The organism is Corynebacterium sp. UMB2355A (assembly GCF_033877495.1).
In the GTDB taxonomy this organism is placed as follows: Bacteria; Actinomycetota; Actinomycetes; order Mycobacteriales; family Mycobacteriaceae; genus Corynebacterium; species Corynebacterium pseudogenitalium.
In genome coordinates this window covers 772241-786507 of sequence record NZ_CP138855.1, presented here as the reverse complement: position 1 = coordinate 786507, position 14267 = coordinate 772241, and the positions used below count along the sequence as shown (strand labels likewise).

At 58.8% G+C, this 14267-nt stretch carries 11 protein-coding genes, 2 tRNA genes and 2 rRNA genes; 10 read left to right on the top strand and 5 right to left on the bottom strand.

The features are described 5' to 3' along the window. Positions 1–188: 188 nt before the first annotated feature. Both R0V12_RS03835 and rrf read left to right on the top strand, forming a co-directional pair. Positions 189–3269 (top strand): 23S ribosomal RNA (locus R0V12_RS03835). A 161-nt stretch (positions 3270–3430) separates the two neighbouring features. Next, positions 3431–3549, top strand: a 5S ribosomal RNA gene (gene rrf / locus R0V12_RS03830). 181 nt (positions 3550–3730) lie between these two features. On the opposite strand, the gene R0V12_RS03825 is transcribed toward rrf, so the two are convergent. The 3 genes from R0V12_RS03825 to R0V12_RS03815 are packed head-to-tail and all read right to left on the bottom strand — an operon-like array spanning position 3731 to position 5892. After that, complete coding sequence (locus tag R0V12_RS03825; RefSeq protein ID WP_256007910.1) at positions 3731–4081, bottom strand: fluoride efflux transporter FluC; 351 nt, start codon at positions 4079–4081, stop codon at positions 3731–3733. Further along, positions 4081–4452, bottom strand: coding sequence for a CrcB family protein (locus R0V12_RS03820; RefSeq protein WP_240492789.1), 372 nt, complete (start codon positions 4450–4452; stop codon positions 4081–4083). Before R0V12_RS03820 ends, R0V12_RS03825 begins: the two co-directional genes overlap by 1 nt. A gap of 21 nt (positions 4453–4473) precedes the next feature. Further along, positions 4474–5892 (bottom strand): alanine/glycine:cation symporter family protein, encoded by a 1419-nt coding sequence (locus R0V12_RS03815; RefSeq protein ID WP_320072873.1) that lies wholly within the window; start codon positions 5890–5892, stop codon positions 4474–4476. 169 nt (positions 5893–6061) lie between these two features. On the opposite strand from R0V12_RS03815, the gene pgm reads away from it, so the two are divergent. The 6 genes from pgm to R0V12_RS03785 all read left to right on the top strand — a co-directional run bounded on the left by pgm (position 6062) and on the right by R0V12_RS03785 (position 11252). Further along, positions 6062–7717, top strand: a complete 1656-nt coding sequence (gene pgm, locus R0V12_RS03810) for a phosphoglucomutase (alpha-D-glucose-1,6-bisphosphate-dependent) (protein ID WP_070478262.1) — start codon at positions 6062–6064, stop codon at positions 7715–7717. An 11-nt stretch (positions 7718–7728) separates the two neighbouring features. Further along, a complete protein-coding gene (locus R0V12_RS03805) occupies positions 7729–8199 on the top strand; it encodes a MauE/DoxX family redox-associated membrane protein (protein WP_320072872.1) in 471 nt (156 codons plus the stop codon). Positions 8200–8252: 53 nt separating this feature from the next. Further along, positions 8253–8981, top strand: coding sequence for a DsbA family protein (locus R0V12_RS03800; protein ID WP_320072871.1), 729 nt, complete (start codon positions 8253–8255; stop codon positions 8979–8981). Positions 8982–9066: 85 nt separating this feature from the next. Further along, a tRNA-Ala gene (locus R0V12_RS03795) sits at positions 9067–9139 on the top strand. Positions 9140–9192: 53 nt separating this feature from the next. Beyond that, entirely contained in the window at positions 9193–11136 is a 1944-nt protein-coding gene (gene pulA / locus R0V12_RS03790; protein WP_084028543.1) for a type I pullulanase, read from the top strand. A 43-nt stretch (positions 11137–11179) separates the two neighbouring features. Then, a tRNA-Ala gene (locus R0V12_RS03785) sits at positions 11180–11252 on the top strand. Positions 11253–11272: 20 nt separating this feature from the next. Here the strand turns inward: R0V12_RS03785 and R0V12_RS03780 are convergent. Then, positions 11273–12136, bottom strand: a complete 864-nt coding sequence (locus R0V12_RS03780; protein ID WP_311476091.1) for an RluA family pseudouridine synthase — start codon at positions 12134–12136, stop codon at positions 11273–11275. Positions 12137–12171: 35 nt separating this feature from the next. Between R0V12_RS03780 and R0V12_RS03775 the strand changes: the two genes are divergently transcribed. Next, positions 12172–12654 (top strand): methylated-DNA--[protein]-cysteine S-methyltransferase, encoded by a 483-nt coding sequence (locus R0V12_RS03775; protein ID WP_070361968.1) that lies wholly within the window; start codon positions 12172–12174, stop codon positions 12652–12654. Next, on the top strand, positions 12647–13402 hold the full coding sequence (locus R0V12_RS03770; protein ID WP_311476088.1) for a fructosamine kinase family protein: 756 nt from the start codon (positions 12647–12649) through the stop codon (positions 13400–13402). The genes R0V12_RS03775 and R0V12_RS03770 overlap by 8 nt, the downstream gene beginning before the upstream one ends. Here R0V12_RS03770 and nadE read toward each other — a convergent pair. After that, positions 13399–14247 carry an ammonia-dependent NAD(+) synthetase gene (nadE, locus tag R0V12_RS03765; RefSeq protein ID WP_320072870.1) on the bottom strand — a complete coding sequence of 283 codons (849 nt, stop codon included), beginning with the start codon at positions 14245–14247 and terminating at the stop codon, positions 13399–13401. The two genes, R0V12_RS03770 and nadE, sit on opposite strands and share 4 nt — an antisense overlap. Positions 14248–14267: the final 20 nt, after the last annotated feature.

Here is a 14267-nt window from a genome sequence, read left to right as displayed (position 1 = left end):
CGCGTGTTGATCACTGACTGGTTTGGTTGGTGGTTGGTGTGTGGGGTGTGTTGTGTGAGAACTGTATAGTGGACGCGAGCATCTTTATTCTTGTGGAAGAATTTTTTGATTGTAAGTTTGCCTAACAACAAGTGATTGTCATGCTGTTTGTGTGTGGTGGTTGTTTGTTGTTTGTTTGTTGTGTGTTTTTGTTTTGTTACAAGGGCGTACGGTGGATGCCTTGGCATGCTTAGCCGATGAAGGACGTGTGAGGCTGCGTTATGCCTCGGGGAGTTGCCAACAAAGCGTTGATCCGAGGATGTCCGAATGGGGAAACCTGGCACTTGTTATGGAGTGTTACCTGCAGATGAATGTATAGTCTGTGTGGGGGTTACGCGGGGAAGTGAAACATCTCAGTACCCGTAGGAGAAGAAAACAATTGTGATTCTGCTAGTAGTGGCGAGCGAACGTGGATGAGGCTAAACCATGCGTGTGTGATACCTGGCAGGGGTTGCGCGTGTGGTGTTGTGGGCGATGATTGTGGGTATGCTGCCATGTACCCTCATGATGCGGCGTGTTAGCGGAAGTCACCTGGGATGGTGTGCCGGAGAGGGTGAGAGCCCCTGTACGTGAAGGCGTGTCGTGTTGTGGTGATTGTTTGCCCGAGTAGCAGTGGGCTCGTGGAATCTGCTGTGAATCTGCCGGGACCACCCGGTAAGCCTAAATACTAAGTGTGACCGATAGTGGATAAGTACCGTGAGGGAATGGTGAAAAGTACCCCGGGAGGGGAGTGAAAGAGTTCCTGAAACCGTGCGCTTACAATCCGTCAGAGCACCGCGTGTGTGTGATGGCGTGCCTTTTGAAGAATGAGCCTGCGAGTCAGCGGCATGTCGCGAGGTTAACCCGTGTGGGGTAGTCGTAGCGAAAGCGAATCCTAATTGGGTGTTGTAAGTGGCATGTCCTGGACCCGAAGCGGGGTGATCTACCCATGGCCAGTGTGAAGCAGCTGTAAGAGGTTGTGGAGGCGCGAACCCACTTAGGTTGAAAACTGAGGGGATGAGTTGTGGGTAGGGGTGAAAGGCCAATCAAACTCCGTGATAGCTGGTTCTCCCCGAAATGCATTTAGGTGCAGCGTTATAGTAGTTTGCCGGAGGTAGAGCTACTGGTTGGTTGAGCGGGACTATCATCTTAGCAACATCAGCCAAACTCCGAATGCCGGTCAAGTGTTCTATAGCAGTGAGACTGTGGGGGATAAGCTTCATAGTCGAGAGGGAAACAGCCCAGATCGCCGGTTAAGGCCCCTAAGGGTGTACTAAGTGGAAAAGGATGTGGGATCGCGAAGACAGCCAGGAGGTTGGCTTAGAAGCAGCCATCCTTGAAAGAGTGCGTAATAGCTCACTGGTCGAGTGGTTCTGCGCCGACAATGTAGTGGGGCTCAAGTACACCGCCGAAGCCGCGGCATAGTTTTTACTATGGGTAGGGGAGCGTCGTGCATGGGGTGAAGCCATACTGTAAGGGGTGGTGGACTGTGTGCGAGTGAGAATGCAGGCATGAGTAACGAGAGATACGTGAGAATCGTATCCGCTGGATGACTAAGGGTTCCTGGGTCAAGTTCGTCTTCCCAGGGTGAGTCGGGTCCTAAGGCGAGGCCGACAGGCGTAGTCGATGGTCAACGGGTTGATATTCCCGTACCCGTATGCATGCGACAAAGAGTGAAGCGGTGATACTAACCACCCTGAACTGGCAACATGCGCATCCTTTTGGGTGTGTGGTTGTTGGTGATGCGTGGGGCCTGATCCGTGGTAGTTCAGTGATGGGGTGACGCAGTCAGGTAGCCGCGCCAAGTGTTGGATATCTTGGTGTAAGCGTGTGGCACGTCGACTTGTGAAATGCGGTCGATATTTTGTGTGAGGCGTGATGCGTAGCCCAATTGTTGGGTGATGGTGGTGATCCTTTGCTGTCGAGAAAAGCCTCTAGCGATGTGTGTGTATGGCCCGTACCCGAAACCGACACAGGTGGTCAGGTAGAGAATACTAAAGCGGTCGGGTGAACTGTGGTTAAGGAATTCGGCAAATTGCCCCCGTAACTTCGGGAGAAGGGGGGCCCTTGCTGGTTGCATACTGTTTCGGTGTGTTGCTGGTGGGGGTCGCAGAGAATAGAGGGGAGCGACTGTTTATCAAAAACACAGGTCCGTGCGAAGACGGTTAAGTTGATGTATACGGACTGACGCCTGCCCGGTGCTGGAAGGTTAAGAGGACCTGTTAGGACGCATGTCCGAAGCGGAGAATTTAAGCCCCAGTAAACGGCGGTGGTAACTATAACCATCCTAAGGTAGCGAAATTCCTTGTCGGGTAAGTTCCGACCTGCACGAATGGCGTAACGACTCCCCTGCTGTCTCAACCACAGGCCCGGTGAAATTGCAGTACGAGTAAAGATGCTCGTTTCGCGCGGCAGGACGAAAAGACCCCGGGACCTTCACTATAGCTTGGTATTGGTATTCGGTGCGGTTTGTGTAGGATAGGTGGGAGACTGTGAAGTGGTCACGCTAGTGATTGTGGAGTCGTTGTTGAAATACCACTCTGACCGTAGTGGATGTCTAACCTTGGCCCATGATCTGGGTTGGGGACAGTGCCTGGTGGGTAGTTTAACTGGGGCGGTTGCCTCCCAAAATGTAACGGAGGCGCCCAAAGGTTCCCTCAGCCTGGTTGGCAATCAGGTGGTGAGTGTAAGTGCACAAGGGAGCTTGACTGTGAGACTTACAAGTCGAGCAGGGACGAAAGTCGGGACTAGTGATCCGGCACCTACTTGTGGATGTGGTGTCGCTCAACGGATAAAAGGTACCCCGGGGATAACAGGCTGATCTTCCCCAAGAGTCCATATCGACGGGATGGTTTGGCACCTCGATGTCGGCTCGTCGCATCCTGGGGCTGGAGTAGGTCCCAAGGGTTGGGCTGTTCGCCCATTAAAGCGGCACGCGAGCTGGGTTCAGAACGTCGTGAGACAGTTCGGTCTCTATCCGCCGCGCGCGTTGAAACTTGAAGAAGGCTGTCCCTAGTACGAGAGGACCGGGACGGACGTACCTCTGGTGTGCCAGTTGTTCCGCCAGGAGCAGGGCTGGTTGGCTACGTACGGGAGGGATAACCGCTGAAAGCATCTAAGCGGGAAGCCTGTTTTGAGATGAGGTTTCGTTTGAGGTTCCCTAGAGATGATGGGGTTGATAGGCCGGATTCTGGTAGCACTGTGAGGTGTGTAAGGTGACTGGTACTAATTACACCGAGACTAAAACAAAGCACACACATGTTGGTGTTGTTTATGGTCAAGAGTTTTGAGTGTTCTTCCGCGAAGAAGAGTGTTTGCGTCCACTGTGCAGTGTCTGGCATGACATGCCTGTGCTGATATGTGAATATTGTCGTTGTTATCAACAGTATTGTGTTGGCACGATTTTGGTCGTGTCGGTGGTTGATGGCGGCGGGGAAACGCCCGGTCCCTTTCCGAACCCGGTTAGCTAAGCCCGCCCGCGCTGATGGTACTGCACCTGGGAGGGTGTGGGAGAGTAGGTTACCGCCGGCCTATAACTTCATTTTCTTGTGTGTGGTGGGTTCCATTATTCCCGTTGTGGGGGTGGTGGTACCCACCACACTCTTTTTTGTGTACCCCCACAACAAACAAACAGGGATGGTTGTGTGTGGCCGGTTACCAATTCTGATCCACAGACAACACACCAAAAGTATTTGCAGCGCTTGGTAGTCGTCTAAAATGCCGCGTTACCGCGCATGGCGCCTAGCCCTGCGAACGCAACGCCGACGGCGAGCGTCCACAACAGATACTTCGCGCATGGTGCGTACCTGCGCTCTTTGAGCAGCATTCCTGCTTCTTTGGCGAGCGTTGACCATGTAGAGAGCGCACCAGCAAATCCCGTTCCAATGAACACCGCCCACATCGGCGCCATCGCGACTGTAAAACCGAGGACCATGGATGCAGCAGCGTTGGCCGTGAAGGTGCCCTTGCGCGGGGGGAGGGCGGAACTAATCCACCACCGTGTGGCGCCGCCTAACGCGCCGCCAAAGAACACTGCAGGGATAGCAATTGGGTCAATAAACACTATCGATCACCTGCCTCCTTGCGATCACGCATGGTGTCGCCAGCCCACCAGCCAGCGATGCAGAGAACAACGCTGGAGAGTACGTAGATGAACGCAGTGATTGCAGTCGTTTGCGCTGCGGCGACGGTGAGAGCGGAGAACGTCGTGAAGCCTCCGAGGAAACCTGTGCCGAGTAATGGGCCTGGTCGGAAGTAACCCATTGCGTAGCTGCCTAAGACGTTGATGCCAAGCGTGACCAGAAAAGCGTAATGCGGTGCTGCAGGCAGCACCGCAAGGAGTCCCGCTGTAAGCACGTAGCGTGTAAGTGCTCCCGTGCCAGCTCCGACGCCTACCGCGAGGGGCTCATTCGACTCAATGTTTTGTAATTGCACACCAGAAGTCTACTAGTGCGCTTACTCCCAATTCATGCCTTGCTGCTTTACAAATACTGCAACCTCCTCGGGGCTACGGCGAAGCTTCGGATTGAATTTGAGGTACTCGCGAGTCTCACGGGCGACGAGCCCGGAAAGCAGCAGTAGACCGATGAGATTCGGGATTGCCATGAGGCCGTTCGCCAGGTCGGAGAACGTCCATACGAGTTCGAGGTGCGTGGTGGCGCCGAGGAACGCTACGGCGGTAAAGAACATCTTGTATGGCAATGAAGCCCACTGGCCGAAGAGGGCGGTTGCGGCGCGTTCGCCGTAGTAGGACCAGCCCAGGATCGTAGAGAATGCGAAGAAGATGAGGGAAACGGAGACGATGTCGCCGCCCCAGGTGCCTGGCAGGACCGTCGAGAAGCCGCGTGCGGTCATGACTGCTGCCTCGTCGCGTCCCATGTCCCAGGTCCCGGAGGTCACGATGACAAGGCCGGTGATGGTAACAACGATCAGGGTGTCAATGAACGTCTGGGTCATGGATACCAGCGCCTGGCGGGTGGGGTGCTGGGTCTTCGCTGCCGCAGCGGCGATTGCTGCAGAGCCCATGCCAGACTCGTTGGAGAAGATGCCGCGGGCAACACCGAACTGGATTGCCATCATGATGGTGGAGCCGACGAAGCCACCGGTCGCGGCTGAGCCGGTGAACGCGTCGTGGAAGATGAGAGAGATAGCGGCAGGGATCTGGTCTGCCATCAAAGCGAGCGCGACGATGCCGCCACCGACATAGAGAACAATCATCAGGGGAACGAACGCTGCCGTGATCTTGCCGATGCCTTCAATACCACCCAAGATGGCTGCGCCGACGCCAATGAAGATCAGGATGCCGGAGACAGTAGGTTCGATGCCGAATGCTTCCTGCATGCCTGCAGCGATGGAATTGCCTTGAGTGAGGTTACCGATGCCGAAAGACGCGAAGATAGTAAAGAGCATGAACGCGACCGCGAGCACGGACCCCAGCGGGCCCGGGATTCCGCGGCGGAGGTACTCGTGTGGTCCGCCTTGTTGGCGTCCTTTGTCGTCGGTGGTGCGGAAGCGGACGCCGAGGTAGGCCTCGGAGTATTTCGACGCCATACCGACGATGCCTGTGACCCAGATCCAGAGCAGGGAGCCCGGCCCACCGATCGAGATCGCGGTGGCTACGCCGACGATGTTGCCGGTGCCGACTGTTGCGGCGAGGGCCGTCGTTAAGGCCTGGTAGTTGCTGATGTCGCCGGAGCCTTCTTCATTCTTATCGACGAACGCGTGGCGGGTCGCGCGGCCGAGCGTGCGGAACTGGATGCCACCCATTCGGACGGTCAGGAAGAGGCCCGTGCCGAGCAGCAGCGGGATGAGCAGGAATGGGCCCCAGACGAACGAGGCGATCGTACCGAGGGTTTCGTTGAGTTGCGCAGCCATCGTGATCCTTTCGCAATAGGGTGTGGGCCAGGTTACCTTTCTCCCGATAACGTGATTGAGATAATAGACACATAACCTTCCGTGTGTACACGGTTTGTACGATTTTTCTGGCGGAAGTTTCCAAAAAAGGGAAAGATGGGTGTGAACGTATTCGAAAGGATGTTGTCGTATGGCTCATGAACGTGCTGGCCAGATTGCCCGCCCGGAAGATTTGATCGATATTGCGTCGTTGGTGACTGCTTACTACACCCGTGATGTAGACCCGCACAATCCTGACCAGCAGGTGGTGTTTGGTACCTCTGGTCACCGTGGTTCTTCGCTGGATAACGCGTTTAATGAGGTGCATATTCTGGCGACCACGCAGGCGATCGTCGACTACCGTCGTGAGCAAAACATTGGCGGTCCGGTCTTCATCGGGCGCGATACGCACGCGTTGTCTGAGCCGGCGATGGTCTCCGCGCTTGAGGTGCTGTTTGGCAATGGGGTTGAGGTGCTTGTTGACGCCGCTGGGCGTTACACACCGACTCCGGCGGTGTCGCACGCAATCTTGTCGCACAACGCGAAGCTTTCTGGCGGGGTCACGGGTACTGATCCGAAGCGCGCGGACGGCATTGTGATTACGCCGTCGCACAATCCCCCGCGTGATGGTGGTTTCAAGTACAACCCGCCGTCGGGTGGTCCGGCTGACACGGACGCGACTGACTGGATTGCGAAGCGGGCGAACGAGTATATCGCAAACGGTTTGGAGGGCGTGAAGCGCTCCGCGGCGTCTGGTGTGCTCGATGAGCGTGCGCAGCGCTATGACTACCTGAATAACTACATCAATGACTTGCCGAACGTCGTCGACATTGCGGCGATTCGTGAATCCGGTCTGAGCATCGGCGCTGATCCGATGGGCGGAGCGAGCGTCGATTATTGGGGTGCAATCGCTGAGAAGCACGGCCTGAATATGACCGTGGTGAACCCGGAGGTCGACCCGACCTGGCGTTTCATGACGCTCGACACTGATGGCAAGATTCGCATGGATTGCTCCTCGCCGGACTCGATGGCGTCGCTGGTGCACAATCGTGACAAGTATGACATCGCTACCGGCAATGACGCTGACTCGGACCGCCACGGGATCGTCACGCCGGACGCCGGCCTGATGAACCCGAACCACTACCTCGCCGTCGCGATTGAGTACCTGTTCTCACATCGCGAGGGCTGGGCGGACAACACCGCGGTTGGCAAGACGCTGGTGTCCTCGTCGATGATTGACCGCGTTGTGGCGTCGCTCGGGCGCACGCTCGTTGAGGTCCCGGTTGGCTTTAAGTGGTTCGTGCCAGGGCTTATCGACGGCACCGTTGGCTTCGGCGGCGAAGAATCCGCGGGTGCGTCCTTCCTGCGGAAGGATGGCACGGTGTGGTCGACTGATAAGGACGGCCTGATTCTGGATCTGCTCGCGGCGGAGATTACAGCTGTGACGGGGAAGACGCCGTCGCAACGCTACGCTGAGCTCGCTGAGAAGTTCGGCTCCCCGGCATACGCTCGTATCGATGCCCCGGCGAACCGCGAGCAGAAGGCGACGCTGAAGGCGCTCTCCCCGGAGCAAGTCACCGCGACCGAGCTGGCTGGTGAACCAATCACCGCGAAGCTGACCGAGGCACCAGGCAACGGTGCACCGATTGGCGGCCTGAAGGTCACCACGGAAAACGCCTGGTTCGCGGCGCGACCATCGGGCACGGAGGACAAGTACAAGATTTACGCCGAGAGCTTCAAGGGCAAGGAGCATTTGGCGCAGGTGCAGCAGGCTGCGAAAGAGCTTGTTGCGCAGGTGCTCGGATAGAATGGCCAATCGTGACTGAGACACACGAGACCAAACAGGCAAGAGGCAAGCTGCTGGAAATCGCGTCGGCTGCGGCGCGATTTGGGCTGGCGGCTGTGTGGATTGTCGCCGGGTGGACCAAGATTGGCGCCCATATGGAAGTGACGCAAAACATCATTGCGTACGAGATTTTCACCCATGAGTGGTCGAATATTTTGGCGCAGTGGATCGGACCGTTGGAGCTGGCCGGTGGGCTGCTCCTGCTGGCTGGCATCAAGCTGCGCGAATGCGGCTGGGTCTCGATCGGGGTCCTGGTGCTGTTCATCATCGGGATGTACTCGGCGTGGTCGCGAGGGCTGGTCATCGACTGTGGGTGCTTTGGCCCGCAGCCGTCAGATGAGGGCACGAACCTCATTGAGACGATCCTGCGCGACGTCGTCTTGATCGCGGCGACCTTGTTCATGATTTATGTGCCGTACAAGAAGTTTGCGATTTATCCATAGCCTCATCCAGCGATTAAGCTGTTGGGCAATTTCCAACGTCAAGGAGTAAATACGTGACTACCCGTAAGGTGAAGAACCCGAACGAGAAGAACGGTGCAGGGTTCATCTGGGCAATCGTTGCAGTGATTGCGATCGCGGCGCTTGTGATCGGCCTGATTTTCGTCAACGGCAAGAAGGGCCGCGAGGCAGCCATGGCCGAGAACATGATTGACACTACTGGCATCACTGTGAGCTGGAACGAGGACGACCACTTCATTCGCCTCGCAGCCGAAGGCGTCGACGACGCCCCGATGGCAGAGCTCTACGAGGACTTTTCGTGCCCACACTGTGCAGATCTGGCAGTAGCGACGGATGAGCAGATGCTCGAGAAGCTGCGTGAGGGCAAGATCGAGGTCGAGCTGCGCCCGATGGTGACGCTCGATGGCCTGACCAACGGTCACTCCACGATGGGGCTGGCTGCGGAGCTGGCACTCGTCGCTAATGATGAGCCAGCGGCGATGATGAACCTCCGCGACCACCTGATGGTGAACCAGAGGGATGTGTACTCGAAGGTGACCGACGATGACCTTGCTGACCTGGCGCGTGACTACGGCGCGAGCGACAAGGCGGTGCAGGATATCCGTGATAAGACCTATTACGATGCTGCGCGCGCAATGTCGAACGGTAACTTGAAGTTGCAGCAAGAGCGCGGCGGTGAGGCGGGGACTCCGCGCGTCATGGTTGACGGCAAGGACGTTGAAGGCGAGATCAACAACTGGGTCGATACCGTCGCAAACAGCTAACTATATGTCCGCGTGGGGCCTGGCTGCATGATTTGTGGCCAGGCTCTCTTCACGTGTATGGTGATGAAAGCTCGTAAGAGTTCAAGGGGCTATGGCGCAGTTGGTAGCGCACCACACTGGCAGTGTGGGGGTCACGGGTTCGAATCCCGTTAGCTCCACAGAGAGTGCTCTCCACCGGTTAAGAACTGGTGGGGAGCTTTTTGTTGTAGCAATGAGCTGTGTTGAGGGTGAGTCTGCGATCAATTACTCGAACGAGTTTCACGAGAAGTATTTCTACGATGGCGAGCTCGGTGCGATCTATACCCCGGAAAAGACCACGTTTCGGGTCTGGGCGCCGACGGCGAAGTCGGTGGAATTTCTGAACTACTCCGATAACGCTGCCGCGACTCCTCTGGCGAGGGGCGAGCGGGGAATCTGGGAACTCACCCTCGAAGGTGACCGCCACGGGCTGGAGTACCGCTACCGACTGGAGTTCGGGGACGGAACGGTCAACGAAGCCGTCGACCCCTACGCGCGGGCAGTGACTGCCAACGGGGAGCACACCGTGGTCGTTGATGCGGAACATATTGTGCCCGAGGGGTGGTCCGGCAAGCGTATGGCGCCGTTTTCTTCGATGCAGGACGCCATCATTTATGAGGCACACGTGCGCGACCTGACCATCGGACCGGACAATGGCATCACGCACAAGGGGAAGTTCCTGGGACTCACCGAGGCTGGGACCAAGACACAGGCGGGGAACCCATCGGGTCTGGACTACTTGAAGTCCCTGGGTATCACCCATCTACAGTTGCTGCCGATCTACGATTTTGGCAGCGTGGATGAGACCGGCGACCTGTCGTTTAATGCGCAGTACAACTGGGGCTACGATCCGGAAAACTATAACGTTCCCGAGGGCTCCTATTCGACGCACCCCCAGGACCCAACCGCGCGGATCATGGAACTGAAGTCCATGATTGACGCGCTGCACAACAACGGTATCCGGGTCATCATGGACGTGGTGTACAACCACGTCTACGTCGCGGAGCACTCGCCGTTGCAGCAGACGGTGCCTAACTATTTCTTCCGGACGGACCCGCAAGGCAATTTTCTTGATGGGACGGGCGTCGGCAATGAAACCGCGTCAGAGCGGCCCATGATGCGCAAGTACATCGTTGACTCAGTGACGTACTGGGCCACAACATACAACATCGATGGCTTCCGGTTTGACCTGATGGGGATTCATGACGTCGACACGATGAACGCCGTGCGCGAGGCGCTCAACGAGATTGATCCTTCGATAGTCATCCTCGGGGAGGGGTGGGAGATGGGCAACCACCCCGAAGGCGTGCTCGGCGCGAACCAGAAGAACGCCGACAAGCTGCCGGGTATCGCGTTCTTCAATGATCACTACCGCGACACCGTCAAGGGCTCCAACTTTGAGTTGGAGCATGCTGGCTTTGTAAACGGCGCGGATCAGGAGCATCGTTCTTGGGACCTGCTGAACAACATCAAGGGTGCCCAGCACGTGCGGGACTACCTGGGTCCGGAGCAGTCCGTGGTGTACAACGAGGCCCACGATAACTACACGATGTTCGACAAGCTCAAGGGCAGCATGCCGCACGCGTCTGATGAGGAAATCGCGCGGCGTCATGCACTCGCTACGGCCACGCAGTACTTGGCCAACGGAGCAGTGTTCATTCATGCGGGGCAGGAGTTTCTGCGCACGAAGGCGGGCGACCACAACTCGTACAAGTCGCCAGATGAGGTCAACGCGCTCGACTACGACAGAGCAGCTCAGTTTGCAAAGCACGTGCAGTTCTTCCGCGACCTGAACGCGTTCCGCAAGCGCTACGACTTCATGCGCCTGCCGAGTTATGAGGCGATTAACAGCAAGTACACGCACGGAATCGTTGCTGGTGCTGACAACGTGCACATGAATCATGTTGGCTACACCGTGAAAAATGCATTCCCAGGCAATCGCGACGCCTTCGTGTACGTGAACGCCGCGACGGAACCGTGGCAGGCGCCGCTGCCAACCGGTGAGTACGAAGTGATGATCCAGGCAACGGACGTCTACGAGACGCCACGAGCACTCACTTCACACGGCGACGTTACTGTCCCACCGCTGAGCATCATGGTCCTCCGGGCAGCCCCGGTTGCATTTGCCTCGCATTAAACGCACGGTATAAACTGACTCCTACGCGTGTTTTAGCGTGCGCGGGGCTATGGCGCAGTTGGTAGCGCACCACACTGGCAGTGTGGGGGTCACGGGTTCGAATCCCGTTAGCTCCACAGAAAAGACCGCAGGTTGCTTAAGACCTGCGGTTTTTGTGTTCCCGGACCGGCGCCGTCACCACGACGCGCTCGCTGTTACGCAGCGTGAACTCCAGCCGGTAGGCGTGCAGGAACATGCGCTGCGCGCTCGTGCGGGAGCCGTACGCGCGGTCGCCGATGATGGGGTGGCTTTCGTGGGCGGCGTGCACGCGGATTTGGTGGCGTCGTCCAGTAATGAGCTCGGCCTCGACGAGCGTGTTCGGCCCGCGGTTTTCCACGCGGCGGAATCGTGTGTGGGCGTCGTCGCCGTCGGCGCTTACGACCATGGTTTTCGGTGTTCGCGCGATCGGGGCCTTTACGTCGCGCGCGCCCGCCCAGCGTCCCTCCACGACCGCGCGGTAGATGCGGATCACGTTCTGCTCGCGGAAGGCTCGTTGCAGGTGGCGTAGCTCCGCGTGATTCAGCGTAATCAGCAGCGCCCCTGACGTCTCCTTATCGATGCGGTGCGCAAGCTCAGCGTCGGGGTACACGTCACGGATCCGCTCGATGACGCCGCGCCGCGTCCCTGTCCCCGCATGCACCGGCACCCCCGCCGGCTTATTTACTACCAGCGCCGTCGGCCCCTCCCACAGCATCTCAAACCCATGGTTCTTACTTTTCGACGCCCTCTTCGCTTCCTTACAGAACTCACCCGGCAACGTGATCACGTCCCCGCCACGGACGCGGTGATCCTGCTTGATTCGTTTCTGGTTGACCCGCAACGCCCCCTTGCGTGCGAGTTTGAACAGCATGGTCGCGGGGCACGTGGTGTGGCCGGCGAGGAACTTGTGTATCCGCCGCCCATCGTGGTCCTCCGGGACCGTGATCGCCGTGTATCCGGGTGGGGGAATGTAGGTGGTCATGGCTGGCACCATAGCAAGGTGCTAGTACTGGTGCCATGTATGCAACATCGTTCGCTACCGTCGAGACGCAGGTCGGAACACTGACGGTTGTCGTTTCGCCCCGCGGAGTACGCCGGATCGCGTTGCCGACGGACGACCCCGCTGAGGTAATCCACGCCACAGGCGCGCGCCCGGGACCGATTGGTGCCGTCCGCGGGCAGCTCGAGGAGTACTTTGCCGGGACACGAACGTCTTTCGATGTCCCGCTCGACCTTGAAGGCCTCCCGCCGTTTCGGACGAAGGTGCTGGACGCGCTCCAACACGTGCCGTTCGGCGAGGTGACGACGTATAAGGGGCTAGCGGTGGACGTCGATAATCCGGGGGCGGTGCGTGCCGTCGGCACTGCCTGCGCGAAAAATCCGCTGCCGCTGCTCATTCCGTGTCACCGGGTCGTGCGTAGCGATGGCCACCTCGGGCGCTACCGTGGTGGGGAAGATATGAAGCGATTTTTGCTTGCATTGGAGGGCCACCTTGAGTGATTTCAGTAAGCGTTGTATCGCGCCGGGCCAGGCGAGCAGCGAGGCGGCGGGGCTGCGCTGGCTGCGCGAGGGCAGCGACGCAGTCGTGGAGGTCTGCGGCGTGGACGAGGAGCAGCGGACGCTGCGAATAGAACGTGTCGAGACCGTGCGGCCCACTCGTGACGCGGCGCGCCGGGCGGGGGAGGAGCTGGCGAAGATCCACGCGATGGGCGCTGAAGCCTTCGGTGCGCCGCCGACCGGGTGGGATGGCCCGAACTTCATCGGCCGGGTTGAGCAGGACTGCGTGCCGGAGCAGCGGTGGGCGAAGTTTTATACCGAGCAGCGCGTGCTGCCGTTTGCGCGGGCTGCACATGTGGCGGGAAATATTTCGAAGCAGCAGCTAGAGCTCGTGGAACGCGCCTGCGCTGCGCTCGTTGAAGAGGACGAGGACGCCCCGCTGGCGCGTATCCACGGGGATCTTTGGGCGGGCAACCTGCTTTTCGACGAGTCGGGCCCACGGTTCATTGACCCGGCGGCGCACGGTGGACACCCGCTGACGGACATTGCGATGTTGGCGCTGTTCGGCGCACCGTTTTTGGAAGATATCGTTGCGGGCTACGAGTCGCGGGCGAGCCTGGGGGAGGGATGGCGTCGGCGCATCCCGATTCACCAGCTTCACCCGCTGGCTGTGCACGCGCTGACGCACGGGCCGGCGTACGCGGGTGAGCTTGCCAACGCCGCGCAGGCGACATTAGACGTAGCGGTTTAAGCCTTCCACCAGGAGGTATCTGGCCCTGGGGGCAGGTGTCGTTTGTGCTGGCCGATGCGCCACAGGTGCTCGATGCGTTCCGCCGCCGCGGACGGAACGGTGTTGCCTTCGAGGTAATCGTCGATGTGCTGGTAGGTCACGCCGAGTGCTTCCTCGTCGGGCAGCGCCGGGCGGTCCTCTTCCAGGTCGGCGGTGGGGACTTTCTCCCAGAGACGAGAGTCGGCGCCGAGCTCGCGGAGGAGAGCTGCGCCTTGGCGTTTGTTGAGGCCGGCGAGGGGGGTGAGGTCGGCGGCGCCATCGCCGAACTTGGTGAAGAAACCGGTGACGTTTTCCGCCGCGTGGTCAGTGCCGATGACCAGGAGGTTGCGCTCGCCAGCAAGCGCGTACTGCGCCACCATCCGAAGTCGGGCCTTCACGTTGCCCTTGTTGAAGTCGCTGAGGGGCGCCCCCAACGCGTCAGCGGCCTCGTCGCTGAGCGCTTTCGTTGCAGGTGCGATGTCAACGGTCACCGTCTCATCCGGTTCGATGAAGCGGAGCGCCAACTGGGCGTCGTCCTCGTCGACTTGGACACCGTGGGGGAGGCGGACGGCGAGGAAGTGGGCGTCGACACCCGAGTCCCGCAGCCGCTCGACAGCGATCTGTGCGAGGCGACCTGCGAGCGTCGAGTCCTGGCCCCCGGAAATGCCGAGTACGAAACCGGCTGAGGAGGCTGCGCGGGCATAGTCGCAGAGGAATGCGACGCGACGCTCGATTTCTCGCGCGGGATCAATCGAAGGTTGGATCCCGAGCGTGTCGATGATCTCTTGCTGTTTGCTGCTAACTTGCGGTGAATCTGGCCGAGACATAGGAACCAGCGTACCCACGG